Source organism: Rothia sp. HMSC071F11, assembly GCF_001809115.1.
GTDB lineage: Bacteria > Actinomycetota > Actinomycetes > Actinomycetales > Micrococcaceae > Rothia > Rothia dentocariosa.
Genome location: NZ_KV795756.1, coordinates 620,780 through 637,538, shown reverse-complemented (window position 1 = coordinate 637,538; position 16,759 = coordinate 620,780). Strand labels below are relative to the sequence as shown.

Below are 16,759 nucleotides of genomic sequence, written 5' to 3'. Positions count from 1 at the left end.
TCTGACTGTTAGACTTGCGTATAGCGAAGTGCGGTTAGTTTCCCTTCTGATAAGGAGTACGCAATATAGCATGAGAATATCCTTAAAGGACACACAAATAGCGGGATACTGGGCGACCGCAAGGAAAAATACTCTTGATGATTGTGTGTCAGAACTTCACCATTTTATGACCTCGTTTGAGTCATTGTACCCGGGTGGACACTAGCGTATCATGCGTGAAGCTCCTCAGCGGCTAGGGGCCAATGTTGAAAATTCTACTCCCGGACTGACTGATCTGCTATTGGGCCAGTTAGAGGGCGCAAAAACTCCAGATGCAGATGCCTCATTTGGGTACTACTTTAACCTTGAATATCTGGGGCCGCTCCCAATAATTGTCCAAGGATGCGTGGGAATACAAACCGACAATAAGAATTTTAAAAACTTTGTCCTGATCAAATTTTGGCGAGACCCCGAAGTGCCAGAATCTTCACAGGGAGAACTCACTCTTGAAGCCAGTCACCAACTGCTTGAAACAATTATTCGTTGTTGGTCACCGCACTTAGCGACATGGACAACAACCACTTGGTTACGTGCTGTACCGAAGAGAGAAGCGTATACACCATCTCTAGGATGGAAAACCTATTTCAGCGAACCAGCAGTATGCGAACTAATCAGCGACTTAGGAAAACCCCTGCATCAGGGAATACTTCTTGAAACCTCATCGGATATTCACGATGTCACCCCGGAGAAAATTGTGGCGCTCGCGCAAGAACTATCGAACCGTGGAGTGGAGAATGTACTCTACCGCGGCACATGAACGTATTGAATCAGCATCTTGAATCTTCGCACCAAAAATTACTGCGTGACATCCCCTGCTGAGTATGTTTCATCTAGATTGTCTACAAAACTATCGTAGCTAGTTTTCTTAGGCCCTCGTGAAAATAAGCGCTACAGCAGAAAACTATAAAATCTGCAATGCAACATGTCACATATATAAGGTAAATGTGTTAGCCTCAATATTTAATGAAATAGAGGGTATAAGCGAGGCACATATGGCGAATGCGGACGAGCAGTATCACCAAAGAAGTACAGAAGAAGCTCCCACTAGTACAAAGACGACGCAGAACCAGCAGAAAAATCATACACAGTCCTCACAAACCCCCAAGGTAGGTATTTCTGACGATGACCTGAAAAATCGGGTATCTTTACGCGTGAGTGCCCCCGGGTATAAATATCCCTGGTACCGTTGGGTTATCCCCATGCTTGGAGAAACTACTGCGGGTGTCGGCGCTATCGGCATTCCTGTTGTCGTGGGCACTTTTATCAATCACCAAATCGCAGGACACACGGCTGATGCTTGGCTGCTGTTTTGGGTCGTTGTCGTCTCCATCGGGTTTATCGCGCTCAACGAATATTTTGGGTGGGGCGCATCCATGAAATTTGGTGCCGAGCTAGACCGCGACTGGCGCACCTATATTAACGCCCTGCTCAACCGCGCAGCGCATAAGAACAATGCGGGTGAGATGGTTACCGTTATGAGCAAAGACGTGCGCCGTATCAGCGCAGTATTCTTCTCAATCCCTCTCTTCACTAACGCCATGATTATCGCAACTTTAGGCGCTATACAGTTGTGGCTCATTAGTCCGCTCACTGCGGCGGTGACTCTTACCGGAACAGCCTTAGTGATATGGGTTCTGGCGAAATACTCCACCTTCATGGAAAGTAAAGTGGGCGTCTACCGCGCGAAAGATGGTGAAAATTCTTCGCGTGCCTCAGATATAGCAACAGGACTACGCACCATCACAGGACTGGGCGCTGAACAGCAAATGCGCGAGCGCTATCACCAGGGAGCAGATGATGTTTTCGATGCTCTCATGGAGTATGAGAAAACTCATCGCTGGATGTTCCTTATCCGCGTATTCCTCAGCGGAACAGTCACCCTGCTTGGTATTGGTTTCGCGCTGACGGGACACGTTGAGAACGGACGCTGGGTACCTGATGTTCCAGCTGCTTCCCTAGTAACGGTTGCTTCTATTATCGCCATGATGGGTGGGCCCGTCTGGATTTCACAAAACTTTCTCACCGAATGGCGTTACGCCAAGGTGGGGCTGGCTAAAGTCGCTCGGCTTGAAGGGTACGCCGGGGTACGTAAAGGTGTGCTTAAAGAACCGCGAACAGATACCGAACTTGAAGCATATGTGAGCCATGAGAAAGAACACGATATGCCGGTCGTCGATATCCCGCAGGTTCCCGCAAAGGCACGCAACGCGCGCATTGTATACATCAATCCTCGACATTGGCAGCTGACTGCTCAAGAGTATGCAGAATCGCTTGTCGAACATGTGCGTGCGCTCGCTGCCGAAAAACTGCCGGATAAACAGCGAATCCTACTAAGTGAGCCTAACCCTATGATTTTCGCCGGAACTTTGCGGAATCACCTACGTCTGGGCACCGTACCGCCCGAAGATACTATAGCTGCGCAAGCGAAAGATGAAGCTCTCCTTCAGATAACCGACTCTAGCGAAATTGCTTACCGTTTGGGTGGGCGAAATCCAGATGAATATTTTGAAGCGCTGATCACTAGCGAAGGGGCTAACCTTTCGGGCGGACAACGCCAACGTTTAGCTCTTGCGCGTGCTCTCGCTCAGGACACCCAAATACTCATTTTGACTGAGCCCCTTAATTCTGTGGATGAGCCAAGCCAGAAATATATTTACGACAGACTTGAGGAATGTGTGGGCACGCCTGCAGCACCAGAGCTCTATCCTGGGCTGCTTGCGGGCTTTGAGACTATTTACATTATTTCGACAACTGCAGAAGTATCTCGGCGTATTGCGCGAGATAACAATATCGAAACCCAGAGGGTAAATCATGTCTAAGTTACCAACCGAACCGCCCCGTGTGGTTGTGCAGAAAATGGGTTCTTATATTGTGCGTTATAGAGGGCGTGCATTCTTCACTTTTATGGTTTATGTGTTGAGCAGCGTCATGGGCGCGGTAGTGCCTCTGCAGATTGGTGCAACTGTTGACGACGTTGTGGCTGGTAAGTATGCGCAATTTCCGTGGAAACCTGTATTGATCATTCTTGCCGCTACTGTTGCTCAAGCCATCGTGATGCTTTTGGCTATGTACAGCGCCGCCCGTCTTGGCGCCCTCGTAACACGCCAAGCAAGTATAGATACCATCGATGCAACTCTAAATCTTGATGCGCGAACCGTCGAGGAATCCGGCAGCGGCGACCTGCTCACACGAGTAACTGATGACCTGTCTTCAGCCTCGAACGCCGTCAGCTTTGACCTGCTCGAAATTCTTTTTGTGATTCTGTATTTCGTAGTTTCTATGGTTTCACTTGCCGCACTCAGCATACCTCTGAGCGTTATCTTCCTGCCTATGATTATCGGCTTGGGCTTGCTGATGGGATATTTTCTGCCGCGTCTTGCCCGTGAAAATCAGAGCGTGCAGGAGATTACGAGCGAGCTTAATAGCGTGCTGACCGAGAACGTCCGGGGCGCATCCACCATTCGTGAACTTGGGGTGCATGATGCCCGCAACGAAACATTCGAGGCTGATAACGATCGGCGTTATCGGGCTACACTCAAGATGGTGCGTATACGCCAGAATTATTACACGCTTGATGCTCTGAATGCGTGGTTCCCTACCGTTATCTGCTTGCTCTGGGGGTCCTTCTGCGTCATGCAAGGGTGGGCAACCTGGGGTGCCTTGGCGACTGCATCCATTATGGTTTTCAGCCTGAGAACTATGGCGGATATTTTGGGGCATCACGTGGGCAATATACGCATAATGCTGGTTAATATGGGGCGCGTGTTCGGGATTATTAATCTGGCGCAAGCGCAGCGTGCTCGGCGCAAAGATATTCGTAGAGCACAACATCATGAAACTTTGGGGAATACCACACATGTAATCGAATGCTCCCATGTGTCGTACGGTTATTCTTCAGATGCGCTTGTACTGACTGATATTAATCTAAAGATTGCGCCTGGGGAGTGCTTAGCGTTAGTTGGGCGTTCTGGCTCTGGAAAAACCACGCTTGCAAGGCTCATTGGTGGTTCCTTGAGCGCGCTTGACGGTACAATCCGTGTGCTGGGAAAACCAGTTGGCAATGGGGAATTTCCAACCGACAAGTACGAAGATGGTAGGCCGCGACTACTGGTTTGTACCCAAGAAGCGCATATTTTCTTTGGTACCGTTATTGATAATTTCACCGCTGTAGTACCAGAAGCCACCGAGAAACAGATCGGTGAAGCTCTGGATGCTGTTAGCGCTCGTTGGTGGCGTGAGCTTCCCCAAGGGTTGAAGACGCGCATCGGTACGGGAGAGCACGAACTCACCCGTGACCAGATTCAGCAGCTTGCTTTAGCGCGCATCGTCGCGGCAAACCCTCACGCGGTGATTCTTGATGAATCAACCACCCAGCTTGAGCTTGTGAACGCGACCGAATCATTACAGGCCGTGCTCGCGAATCGTGCTGTGTTGATTATTTCGCACGATGCGCGTATCGCCTCTCTGGCAGACCGCGCCGTTTTGCTTCAGGAAGGCATGATTACTGCTGAGGGCACGCCCGCTGAGATTTTCGCTCTGACCTAGAAGATGATAGTCAAAAGCCGTACACTCTCTGCCCCTCTCGTAGATGGGCACAACGGCACGATAGAGAAGAAAAGTGTACGACGCTCGGACAGGTTATAGAGTTAGTTGGGATTTATTTTTTCTTATGGAGCCGCCATTCGGTATCGCCTGCTCCCGAGTCATCGCGATGCCAATGCTGCCCTGTCACCGGGTCAGGCTGCGTTAACTTTGGATTCGGGTTATTACGATCGGGCTCATCCGGATGTGCTGGGCATCCTCGAGCACCAGGGTCTTCGTGGCAGGTTTTACCTACAGAATGCACCTCGGTATCCCACACGCGTACTAGAGTGGGATCACTGCGAACCGTAAGCGAGCCAACAATATTCCAATCTCCACCTTTGAGACGGTACCGACCCTGATAGGTGACAGTAACGTAAGCATGATAGTTGCCGGATTCTTTGAAAGCATAGCTGGTGTCGGTGGGTTTAAAGTTACGTTTGCTCTTGTCCCAGACAGAGCCTTGCGCGGTTCCTGAATCCCGCGTTGTGTACACAGGGTCGCCGGCACCGTACTCATAGGTATAGGCAACGGGAACAGCTTCTATCGTGACTTCTTCATCGAGGATAGTAGTATCACGTGCTTCGGTTTTAACACCGGTCACATAGAAGTTTGTGTTGATCCCGGTATTGACGTGGGGCTCATGCCCGTCGAAATGTAGTGCGGGTTTTGTGGTGGTAAGTTCGGCGAGTTGCTCCCGAACCTGGTGCTCTATCTTTTGGGTGCGAACTTGGGCGTTATCGGCAGTAGGTTCGTTTTCAGGTGTGTTTTGGTCTGCAGGATCGTTGGGAACGCACGTTATACCGCCGTTTCCTGACTGAACGACACCGTATTGTTTATAGTTGCCTGAATCGTCAATGGGTAGGGGAACACGGGCTACTTTACCGGGTTTCCCTTGGTAGAGACAGGGCGCATCTTTAGAAGCATTGCCATTGTAGACATCGAAGGTATTTCCTACACTACTCACGGTTGCGGGAGCGTTAGAGCCTGTATCGGCGATACCTTGCTTCGCGTCAGTATCTCGATATCCATTACTTTGTTGAGGTACCGTATGAGGTTCGTTAGGCTGTTGTGAATTGCTGGAAGACGAGGTTCCCTTAACCGTGAGTTTACCTCCGTGGATATTGCCTGAATAGTCGTTTGCAGCAGAAGAAGAGTATGACACTGTACAGAAGAAAATTACTGTTATAGCGCAAAAAACGCGTTTCTTATTTGAGCTCAACTTTTTCCATCCCAGCAAATGCCCAGTGACCAGTTGATTTGAAAACGATACCGAACTCGATAGTGTTCTTATTTTGTTCGGACAAGGGATAGGTATGGGTCTTATAGTCTTCGTTATCTAAGTAGACGACGTCGTTAGCGATAATATTTCCGATGATGAGGTAAACGTGATCGCTTGGCGATATCAGAGTGGACGGGTCAAAGGTGAGTTTTCTAGTACCACCAACTGCCCATCCTCCCTTTTGGTAGAGCCTATAGACATAGTTGGCAATCTCTTCCTCTTCTTTATAACCTTCAGACGTATAGTCAGCATATGGTTGTACGTCTCCAGTCTGTATAGCGTAATTCCGCAGGTCGTTCCAATACTGAATAAAGTGAAAAAGCGCCTCCGGTGTCTCAATCCCAATGTCTTCGGGCTTTTTGGGCTTGGGGACATTCTGCGCGGGTCCTTTTTCGTCTGCAGGACGGTACTCACCTTTGGGCGCTTCAGAGCCACCAGAATAACCCTTAGTGAAGGTCGGATGCGCCTGGGCCTCAGGTGAGGCAGATTCGGTACCATGTGGGCTGGAGCTACCGTCTGTGGTGTTGGATGTTTCGGCACGAGCAGGTGCCGTCTCATGTGCTTGCTCTCCGCAAGCGGTCAGGAACTCAGTAACGCAGATCCCCGATGCGAAGGCTATCAGGGCACGACGGTTGAGGACTTTTTGAGGCACACTGTTGTGCCTAAGGGCAGGAATGCTCATCAGTGAACTTTCGTGGTTGGGTGAATATACAGCAGGCCGCAGGGGAGCGCGACCCTTTTCAACAGTACTGTTACATGTAAAGAATAAGAAATATTACTTTATAAGAGTTTGAAAATTACCAAAACTTAGAGATATGTGCACGGCAATGACACATAAAGTCCGTGAACCTATTGGGCCCAACGGTATATGCTACAGTGAAAACGCGATATGGGGTGCTCCATTTTGTAACGGATACACAGCACGGCGCTGTGATCTGGAGCTGAGATATACCCATTGAACCTGCTCTAGTTAGAACTAGCGAAGGGATATCGAACCGTGGCAGAGCAGCCTTAACCTTCTTTCTGAAACACCCGATTCATCATTATCTAGATAGCGTGGTGCGTTTGCAGCGATGCCACGCCCATCCCAAGGAGACTTATAGCTATGACGCTATTAAACACATCTACGCCTCGTGTGCTTTCCATTGCCGGAACCGACCCTACAGGCGGTGCTGGAATCCAGGCCGATCTCAAGTCTATTGCCGCAAGCGGTGGTTACGGTATGTGCGCCACAACCGTGCTTGTCGCACAGAATACACAAGGGGTTCGCAGCATTTTTGCTCCACCCACCGAGTTTTTACAAGAACAGCTTGCGGCAGTTTTCGACGATGTGACTGTGGATGCCGTTAAAATTGGTATGCTCGGCGATGTTGAAACTATCACTACCGTCAAGACCTGGCTTGCAGAACATCCGGTACCAGTGGTGGTACTTGATCCGGTGATGGTTGCCTCCAGTGGCGATCGCCTGATTAGTCAAGACGCCGAGCAGGCACTGCGCGAATTGGTGGCGCAGGCAGATGTTATCACTCCGAATATCGCCGAACTCGCGGTGCTCTGTGAGAGCAACCCTGCCCAGACTTTGAAGGAGGCGCATAACCAGGCGGCTCAGCTCGCGGGGAGCACTGGCACGATCGTGATTGTTAAGGGCGGTCACCTGACGGGGGAGGACGCCGGAAACTCGGCTGTTTTTCCTGATGGAACTCATACACATGTGGCTACTGCTCGCGTCCAAACGAAGAATACCCACGGTACCGGGTGCTCACTCTCATCAAGTCTTGCTACCCGCCTTGGACTTGCTCTTGTGAATGGCAATAATGAGCTGAGTGTACGAGTACTCACGAACGCGCTGGCATGGAGCACCCGGTGGCTCAACGAAGCTATTATCGCTGGTGAGGAACTGCACGTGGGCAGCGGGCAGGGTCACGGACCGGTTGATCATCAGGCACGTGCTCGCCGTTTGGAGCATGCAGCCGATACGAAGCCGTGGGAGCACTTATACGCTGATAAAAATCTTACGGGCGAGAGTCCCAAGAATTTGGTGAAACCTGCGCAGCGGAAATCCCCAGAGCCGAAGGTAGCCCCGGCGGGTCCGTGGACTGCCGCCCTGTGGCAAGCTACCGGTGATATCTGGCGTGACATTCTCGATTTGCCCTTTATTCGCGGGCTGGGCGACGGCACGCTTGACGAAGATTTATTCGGCTTCTACCTTGACCAAGATGCGCAGTACCTTGCCCAGTATTCTCGCGCCTTAGCTACTCTTGCGGCACGTGCCACCTCATCGCAAGGTCAGGTGCATTGGGCTGCGGGTGCCCAGGCGGCAATTGTTGAGGAATCGCTTTTGCACGATGAATGGTTGGCGGCGCATCCCGCTATTCCTGCGGAGCAGGGTGGTATTCGGCGTGGTGCGCCTTCGGCAGTGACAATGGGGTACACGAACTTTTTACGTGCTACTGCTGCTGGTGAGGATTATGTGGTGGGCGCAGCTGCGGCGCTTCCATGCTACTGGCTGTACCTTGAGATCGGTTACCGGCTTTTGGAGAAAACCCACGAGGAACATCCGTATAATTCCTGGATTTCGGTGTATGGCGGCGAAGAGTTTGCTGCAGATGTGCGCCGCTGCGTGGCGGTTGTTGAGGAAGCATTTGAGCAGGCTTCCCCCAGTCAGCGTGTTGCCGCCGCTCAGGCATATATGAGCGCATGCCTATATGAACGTGACTTCTTCGACCAGGCTCATAGAGCGTTGCGGTAATCTCACACCATCCGGACCCCACGCGAAAAAGTAAAAAAGGCTCTTTATCCATATAAAGCGTATTTTTCACCGCTTGATTTGGATAAAGAGCCTTTTTTACATGGGCAGATAATAAGAATTAAGAACCCTGCACGCTCTGGGGTAGTCCATCATTAATATTCTTCACGGTTTGAGCAACTCGACTCGTCCATACGTAGTCGATTGTGTATTCATCAGAATATGGGATGCCGTAGAGGGCTTTCGGCTCTACCGTACCATCGTCAACAAGCGCATCAGTGAGCATCTTCAGAAGGTCAAGCTGAGCTTGCGTGGTGTCCTCTCGAATAAACTCTTTGAGATGTTTCTGCACAGCCTTACGATCCATGCCCACCATAGAACGCACATAAAGCCCTAGGTTCGGGTGGTCCTGCCGAACAGTCAGAATATCATCAACCGTGAATTCGCCGGATGCTACAAAAGCGGCATCGAGTTCCTGCATATCAGCGTCATTGAGCGCGTAGCCTTTACGAGCTTTCTGCACGGCAGGGTTATCCAGCAGCTCACGCATACGGTACTGGATTTTAGCCTCAAACTCCTGCGGACTCACGGTACCGGTTGTATTGAGCAGAATCTCTGTTTCAACGCTCTCGTGCGCATGATCGGCGAAATCGGTATAGAAAGGCTTGCGCTCGCTCTTTGAGAGTAAAGATAGAAGACCGCGTACATCTTGGCGAATAGACTCAAGGTATGCGAGAGAAACTTGCGGTCCCCAGGCTTCCGAAAGTACATAATCAAAATGCGCTTTCTGCCGTTCGACATCAGGGATAGTATCAACAAGTTTGTTAAGACCCAGAGCGATTTTCCGGATGCGTTCCAACCGCGGTTTTGCCGCCGCAATATTGCCGTCCAGCAGATCTAATTGTAGCTTACGTATCGTGAGGTCGAAGGAAAGCGCAACGGGAGCGCCTTCACCAATATTGCCGCCTAGCTCAGCAAGTGAGAGTAATTGTTCTTGGGCTTCAGCATTGAGCGCGGAAGACCAGATACTTTCATCCTGCATGCGCTGTACCGCATGTAGGTGTTTACGTACGAATGGGCTGTCGGTGTTGAGCGAGTTAATAAATGTACGCAGCTGCCCAACAAGCGCAGGGCGCAGAGACTCGTAGTCGGCAGAGCTAAGCTCACCAGCGTGAGAATCCAGTTCCACCAGCAAAGCTAAGGTGGTCTCGAAAGTGCGTGTTGCTTGCGGTTTCTGTGGAGTTCCGTTAGGTGCTTTGAAATCGCTCCTGAAGAACTCAAGATTTCCGCAGCAATCGAAAACTTTAAAGTCGGTCTTTTCTGTGCCGGGACCAAAGACATCAGAGCATAGGCGAGTTCCACGCCCAAGCATCTGCCAGTATTTAGCGTAGGAACGCACGGGTTTGAAGAAAACCAAATTGAGAACTTCGGGTACGTCTATACCGGTATCGAGCATATCGACGCTGACCGCGATTTGTGGCATTTTTTCGGGGTCGGAAAAATCGTCGATTAACGATTGAGCTCGTTCAGTACTATGGGTAATCACGCGAGCAAATGTGCCGCCATAATGAGGGTACAGGGCATCGAACCGCTGTCTTATGTAGTTGGCGTGGTTCTGATTATGAGCGAAGATAATAGTTTTTCCCAGTTTGTTGCCGTTTTCCACACGATAACCCTGGGTCATTAGCTCGCTGAGTACATGGTCTACAGTTTGCTTGTTAAAAAGGTAATCGTTGAGTAGATGTGAAGGAATGTGGTTGGGCTTCTCGTGAGTTTCTTCATCCCACTCAATTAAGTCCCATTTCGCCTTATCGTCGTCAGAGAGCTCGTCATAGTGAATGCCATCGCTCAGAAAATCAGTGCTCAGAGATATTCCCCGTGGTGGTACCAAATATCCATCATCAACTGCCTGTTCAAGCGAATAGTAGTCGGTTGGCTCGCCTTGATTAAGCCCGAAGAGCTCATAAGTATCGTGGTCTACATCGTCTTTCGGGGTGGCGGTCAGCCCAACAAGAAGGGCATCGAAATACTCAAAAATCTGTTTATACTTGGCGTAAACAGATCGGTGTGCCTCATCAATTACGATTAGATCGAAGAACCCGGGCGAAAACTTGCGTTGTTCAACCAGGTTCATGATGGTGGGATAGGTACAGCCGTAAACACGACCGCTAGTGTCTTTATCGGTGAGCAAATTGACGATGCTCATTTCGGTTTTAAAGTGGGAGCGAAACGCATTCACCGCCTGGTTAACCAGAGAGACACGATCAGCCAGAAAGAGCGTATTTTTTACCCAGCCAGCGTCAGAGAGCATCTTGACGATTGCCATAGAGATACGTGTTTTACCGGCCCCTGTGGCCATGACAAGAAGAGCGCGGCGGCGATTTTCAGCGTCGAATGCAGTACCGACGGAACGCACAGCATTGATTTGATACTTGCGGTCGACTAGGTCTTGGCTAATGGGCGCATTATTGAGAGGCTGCGCACGTCTGCGGGCATGCAGACGTTCAAGGTCGTCACGGGTGGGGAACGCCAGAATACTACGTACCTGATAGCCAGGTTTTCCTGTAGGGCTGTCCTTCCACTGATCCCAGAGCTTATGCTGGGTTCCGTTGGTTGTGATGATAACCGGATAAACCCCGTACATTCGGTAGAGCCCCTGCGCATAGAGCTCAGCCTGTCGTTCCCCTTCATGAGAGTCTCGACTGGCACGTTTTGCTTCGATAACGGCGAGCGGCTTGCCGTCGATACCCCAGAGGACATAATCGGCTTTTCCGGTGCCAAGTGAACCGTCTTTACGAATGGGGATATTCGGTATGGAAACCTCTCGCAGGTTTTCAGCCGAGGTATCCCAACCTGCGAGTTCAAGCTCGACATCAATAAGAGCGGTGCGAGTTTCAGCCTCGTTGTAGTCGCGAATATCCTGGGACGTAGTCTCGGTGAAGGTGTTCTTGAGCTGAGCTTCGAGCTCGGCTAGTCGCTCTTGGAGAGCTTTATTTTCGGCTTCTTTGGCGGCAAGCTGCGCTTGATGAATTTCTCTTGCCTGTTCGAGTTCTTCGGCGAGCTTGATAAGTTCTTTTTGCGGTACTTTTTGCTGTGGAGCCGTTCCGGGTAATTGCGGTACTTTGGATACTTCGAAGGCGACACGTGGGTCTATTGCTGAGCCGTAGGGGGAGTGGTAGCGTGCTGCCCAGACGAGCAGATGGTGTAGGTCTCGCACGGTTTGCATAGCGACGTCACCGCTAATACGGTTGCCGTGTGCGGCTTTGTTTCCGGCGAGCCTAATCAGGCGCATTTTGTCGTGGAGGGCAGGATGACGAACGATGTTCTGAAACTCGGGGTTGCGCAGGCGGTCTACTAGGGTGGGCGTGCTCTTGCCGTAAGGGTTCTGGAGGTTGCGCGCGCGATAGAGATAATCGACAAGCTGTTCGAGGGTAATTCGAGCGTAGATAGCGACCATAGAAGCATCTATACGCAGGGCACTCTCAGTTTTGAGAGCATTCTGATGCACCTCTGGGATGCTCTGTCTCAGGAAGTCGAAGTTGCTCATCGGCGTGCGTACCTCGTGTGCGGTGAGTTGACGATATATTTCAAGTGTACCCCGCGATGACTGAGTATGCGCGTCTAACTGTTATACAGATCAGTAGAAGTGAGGATGTTTCTAGTACCTGACTTGAGACTAGGCTTCGAACCCGTAGGTCTGGAAGAACAGCACAATATAAGCACAGGCTTCAGCGTCAGAGTCGGCTTTGTGATGTTTCAGCTTGAATTTAGGCGCACAGGCTTTAATGACGGTCGGAAGCTTATGGTTTTCCAAGTGAGGAAGTGCTTTCTTCGCCATACGGTACGTACAGAAGAAATGCGTGGGCACGGTATGTACGTTGTAATAATCATCGAGTTCTTGCCATACCTTTGAGTCAAAGCTAGCGTTGTGGGCATATACGGGGAACGACCCTATAAACGCAGTGATAGCTGGCAGGACTTCGACCCATGTGGGTGCTACTCGCACAGTGCGAGCAGAAATTCCATGCAGGTGTGTGAATTCGAATCTTCGTAATTCGGCGGGTGGTTTAAGGTAGCTCACCAGACGGTCTACTACAAGACCATTCTGAACTTTGATAAGTGCAATCTGGCATGCCGAAGCGCCACTGATGCTATTAGCGGTTTCGAAATCTACTGCAATGTAGGTAGAAGCTGCTAATAATTCTGGCGTGGGAATGTACGAAGAGCTAGTACGTTTTCGAATCTTAGTGGGTTTCGTCCATTTGATTCCTGATGAATATGAAGATCCGCTGTTTAGTTTTAGCTCTGCGTGACGAGCTGTTGTGTAGGGGGAATAACCTGCCTTGATGCGTTCTTTAAGCTCTACTTCTTGTGCGCGCAGTTCTTTCCACTCTCTGTTGTACGGTGTGGGGTCTTGACTCTGTTGCTTGGCAAGAAGCTCTTGAGCTTTAGCGAGCCGTTTGAGCAGGTCGAGGCGATGGTCCTCCCGAGCGGGAGGGATACCTTCATCTAGCCAACCTTTGATGAGAGCGACTTCATCGGCATATTTTTTCATCTTATGCTGCAAAATGGCAGCCTGCACAACGTAGTATTCCATAACATAGTCATGATTGGAAAGTGCGGCACCTCGCATAGAGTTTAAACACCCTAGAGCTAGAGTCAGAGCTTCGTTGAGGTTACCTTCACGTTTGTAACGGGCTATATCTTCTGTGTAATCGCAAATAGCCCGTCCTTGATACGTGGGTATTACCCAGGTGTTTTCTATGATGGTTTCAGGCTCAGTCGCAAAACTAGTTGACCCGTGAGAAAGATTTAGCTGTGATACAGGGTGAGAGCCCGTCAAGGATCTTTGAATATTCTTGATGAGGTTGAAAAGAGCACGCAGAAAGCCCAAAGTAAACTCCAAAAGTTGAGCGAATGATCAACGGTAGTATACACCTGCTCTGAGTGAAGTATGAATTCAATATAGATATTTTTCTTATTTATTAAACTTTCTGGTCAATAACTATACTTACTTCCATGAGAAATATATTTAAAAACTATTTCTCATCTGAATCAACTTTATAGATAACTCCATCGTGAAGCATCTGACACAATGCTATTACTAGGCTTACCATTGCTTTGGCTTCCAATATATCTGCTGGATCATGGTCGTTAAGATGTCTCTGCGGGCTGTAATAAATTAGATCTAAAAACTTTACGAATTGATTGGCTGCATATTCCTGAGATGAGTCTTCACGATGATCGGTTGGAAAGCCTGACTTCCACTTCCCAGTGGAAACCGCGTTTTTAAAATTACCCAGAGCTTTGCTCCATTGCCCGTTTTTATCTTTTGAAACTGTTTTAACAAACATCCTCTCAATGGTTGCTTGAGCATCTCGCCATGCTAATTCTGGATTGGGGTTCCTGCTGTAGGCATATTTCCTTAATAGTTAAAGAACCTGGATTGGATAGATAAAAATAGAGATTTATCATTTTCTAAAGATTTATGGATGAGAGCTTGTTGGGAAATTATTTTTGAAACCTTCTGAGAAAACCTGTTCTGTTCCGTGATTGGAGGGACGGGAACTTTTATTTTTTCAACACCCCTTTTGGATATCTCTTTGAAAGTTGCACCAACTCCTAAGCTTTGTATGTATCTCATGTGGGATTTGAGCCAGAAGAGAAGATAGAGGTTTGTTATTTCTTCTCCTGGAACAATACTCTTGAAACCCTGGTTAGTCGCCATGGGGACTGTATTTATTGCCAAATGGCCAATTGGCGCGCGAGAACTCATCATAACAGATCCGGTCGGCAGAAGGACTGCCGAACTATTTTTTAACCCAGCATCAGTTATTTTACGTGACGAAGAGCTAAAATAAATACCTTCATGTTGACCGAGATCAGCGGGGGTTACCCATTCAATATTTCCGTTCCAATACTCTTGAACAGAGCTGCTAGGGGTACCACCCGATAAAACTGTAGCTATTTCTTTTAATGGTTTATGTGGATAATCTTCTGCGTGGAAACTGTCTTTAAAAATTGATATTAGAAGTTTGTCAAGGGCGGCGAGCTGGCGTTCACATGCCTCTTGGAGCGATTTTGCCTTATCTAGAGTAGAAACAATGCGCTTTTGCTCTTCTAGCGGGGGAAGAGGAACATCTAGTGACTCTAGAATTACACGGTCTAGGTGAGGAATTGTTGCCCCTTTAGTTTTAGCACGGAGATAACTTTGCTTGGAGGCTATAAAGTGACCTAGATATGCTGTATCAATGAGTTCTTCCTGCTGTATTCGTAACACCATAAGGGTACTACCAACAGAACCTTTTAAACCATGCGATGTAGTACCAGCATTTGCTCCGTCCCAGGCGATGATAACGTCATTAGGAACAGCTAATAATTCTTTTTTATCAGCTGGGCAATAACGAGGTTTGGCCCCAGGACGTAAATCACTAATCTGCAGAGAGCGACGGTAACCTTCGATTGGTTCATTAACAATTTCAAGAGGTTTACGCCCTTTGTAGAGCTTTACAAGATCCCCTAGACGCATTACTTAAGCAACTCCTTTAGCTCCGCCATAGAAACACGAATCTGCTCGTCCAGGTTCTCCAGTTCGGCAATGATTTCGGTGGGGGAGCGGTACTCCACCTCTTCGTACTGTATCTCCTTGTACCGGTTCAGCGACAGGTCATAACCTTGCTCCGCGATTTCACTCTTCGGCACGCAGAATGACTGCTCGGTGCGTGCACGCTCATGCTCAGCCTTAGCTGCCTGCTCATCGTCCCCACGTAGTGCAGTCCACCGCTTCAAGACATCAGGAAGGTCATTTGCTTTTACTGGTGCACGTTTATCATCCAGGCTAAACCCGTCAGCCTGCACATCATAAAACCACACATCATCCGTGCCGCCCGAATTCGTTTTTGTGAAAAACAAAATCGCCGTAGAGACACCCGCATACGGCTTAAATACGCCCGACGGAAGACTCACCACCGCATCCAGCTTCTGATCCTCAACCAGCATCTTCCGCAGCTTCTTATGCGCCGTTGATGAGCCAAACAGTACACCATCCGGCACAATCGCTGCCGCCCGGCCGCCTGGCTTAAGCAACCGCAAAAACAGCGCCAAGAATAGCAGCTCTGTTTTCTTTGTCTTTACCGTAGACTGTAAATCACGGGCCGTCTGCTCATAATCTATAGACCCCGTAAACGGAGGGTTTGCCAAAATCAACGAATACTTCTCAGATTCACCCGCCGCCCCTTCGGAGAGCGAATCTCGGTACTCCACCAGCGGGTTCTTCACCCCGTGCATCAGCAGATTCATACTCGCAATACGCAGCATCGTCGAATCGAAATCAAACCCGTGGAACATATCGTTGTGGTAATGGCGTAACGCTACCGTGTTCGTAAGCTCCTGTACCGAATGTTCACGCACATATTCGTTCGCAGCCACCAAGAACCCTGCCGTACCGCACGCTGGGTCACAGATCGTATCAGCTGCGGTAGGAGCCACCATATCTACCATCAGGTGAATAATATGGCGAGGTGTACGGAACTGCCCATTCGTTCCCGAAGCTGCAATCTTCGAAAGCATGTACTCGTAAATATCGCCATTCGTATCCCGATCATCCATCGGAATAGCAGATAGCGGATCAACTACTTTCGCCAACAGCGCCGGGGTAGGAATCGTAAAACGAGCCTCACGCATATGCTGGGTGTAGCTCGAAGACTCACCACCGAGCCGAGCACCTAACCCCTTAATAAACGGAAATACTCCATTCGCCACGGTCTCATACATGGCCGCAGGAGACTCGTTCTTGAAATTATGCCAGCGCAGATTCTCATCCTCTGGGCGGAACACAGGGTCTTCAAGAACGTAGTTAGGATCATGAACTCGAATAGAATTCGCCATCTCTTCTTGGCGTAACTGCTCATCATCGAGAAAACGCACAAAAAGAAGGTAGGTGATCTGCTCCATCACCTCAAGTGGATTAGAAATACCGCCTGACCAAAAAGAATCCCAAATGCGGTCAATCTTGCTCTTAATATCTCGGGTAATCACAAAAGATAATTGTACCGCTCAGAACACCTACGTGCTCTGCTGTCCGTCACCATAGTGGGCAAGGTATCCATTAC

General features: G+C 49.4%; 11 protein-coding genes and 1 riboswitch. Of the genes, 4 read left to right on the top strand and 7 right to left on the bottom strand.

The features are described 5' to 3' along the window. Window positions 1-211 precede the first annotated feature (211 nt). The 3 genes from HMPREF2554_RS07120 (at window position 212) to HMPREF2554_RS07110 (ending at window position 4,584) form a co-directional block, all read left to right on the top strand. Window positions 212-796, top strand: coding sequence for a hypothetical protein (locus HMPREF2554_RS07120; protein ID WP_013398998.1), 585 nt, complete (start codon window positions 212-214; stop codon window positions 794-796). A 235-nt stretch (window positions 797-1,031) separates the two neighbouring features. Beyond that, entirely contained in the window at window positions 1,032-2,858 is a 1,827-nt protein-coding gene (locus HMPREF2554_RS07115; RefSeq protein ID WP_013398999.1) for an ABC transporter transmembrane domain-containing protein, read from the top strand. Beyond that, complete coding sequence (locus tag HMPREF2554_RS07110) at window positions 2,851-4,584, top strand: ABC transporter ATP-binding protein (protein ID WP_013399000.1); 1,734 nt, start codon at window positions 2,851-2,853, stop codon at window positions 4,582-4,584. Before HMPREF2554_RS07115 ends, HMPREF2554_RS07110 begins: the two co-directional genes overlap by 8 nt. Before the next feature lie 112 nt (window positions 4,585-4,696). Here the strand turns inward: HMPREF2554_RS07110 and HMPREF2554_RS07105 are convergent, their stop codons facing one another. Both HMPREF2554_RS07105 and HMPREF2554_RS07100 read right to left on the bottom strand, forming a co-directional pair. Further along, window positions 4,697-5,785 carry a hypothetical protein gene (locus HMPREF2554_RS07105; protein ID WP_244864715.1) on the bottom strand — a complete coding sequence of 363 codons (1,089 nt, stop codon included), beginning with the start codon at window positions 5,783-5,785 and terminating at the stop codon, window positions 4,697-4,699. 43 nt (window positions 5,786-5,828) lie between these two features. Continuing rightward, window positions 5,829-6,584 (bottom strand): DUF6318 family protein, encoded by a 756-nt coding sequence (locus HMPREF2554_RS07100; protein ID WP_013399002.1) that lies wholly within the window; start codon window positions 6,582-6,584, stop codon window positions 5,829-5,831. A 198-nt stretch (window positions 6,585-6,782) separates the two neighbouring features. Continuing rightward, a riboswitch (TPP riboswitch) is annotated at window positions 6,783-6,907 on the top strand. Between the two features lie 100 nt (window positions 6,908-7,007). Between HMPREF2554_RS07100 and HMPREF2554_RS07095 the strand changes: the two genes are divergently transcribed. Then, window positions 7,008-8,651 (top strand): bifunctional hydroxymethylpyrimidine kinase/phosphomethylpyrimidine kinase, encoded by a 1,644-nt coding sequence (locus tag HMPREF2554_RS07095; RefSeq protein WP_013399003.1) that lies wholly within the window; start codon window positions 7,008-7,010, stop codon window positions 8,649-8,651. Between the two features lie 118 nt (window positions 8,652-8,769). Here the strand turns inward: HMPREF2554_RS07095 and HMPREF2554_RS07090 are convergent, their stop codons facing one another. The 5 genes from HMPREF2554_RS07090 to HMPREF2554_RS07070 form a co-directional block, all read right to left on the bottom strand. Then, window positions 8,770-12,195, bottom strand: a complete 3,426-nt coding sequence (locus HMPREF2554_RS07090; RefSeq protein ID WP_070554455.1) for a DEAD/DEAH box helicase family protein — start codon at window positions 12,193-12,195, stop codon at window positions 8,770-8,772. A 129-nt stretch (window positions 12,196-12,324) separates the two neighbouring features. After that, window positions 12,325-13,542, bottom strand: coding sequence for a 3'-5' exonuclease (locus HMPREF2554_RS07085; RefSeq protein WP_210396022.1), 1,218 nt, complete (start codon window positions 13,540-13,542; stop codon window positions 12,325-12,327). Window positions 13,543-13,687: 145 nt separating this feature from the next. Beyond that, window positions 13,688-14,002, bottom strand: a complete 315-nt coding sequence (locus tag HMPREF2554_RS07080; RefSeq protein WP_070554452.1) for a hypothetical protein — start codon at window positions 14,000-14,002, stop codon at window positions 13,688-13,690. A gap of 71 nt (window positions 14,003-14,073) precedes the next feature. Beyond that, on the bottom strand, window positions 14,074-15,177 hold the full coding sequence (locus HMPREF2554_RS07075; RefSeq protein WP_070554450.1) for a restriction endonuclease subunit S: 1,104 nt from the start codon (window positions 15,175-15,177) through the stop codon (window positions 14,074-14,076). After that, on the bottom strand, window positions 15,177-16,685 hold the full coding sequence (locus HMPREF2554_RS07070) for a type I restriction-modification system subunit M (protein ID WP_013399008.1): 1,509 nt from the start codon (window positions 16,683-16,685) through the stop codon (window positions 15,177-15,179). The genes HMPREF2554_RS07075 and HMPREF2554_RS07070 overlap by 1 nt, the downstream gene beginning before the upstream one ends. Window positions 16,686-16,759: the final 74 nt, after the last annotated feature.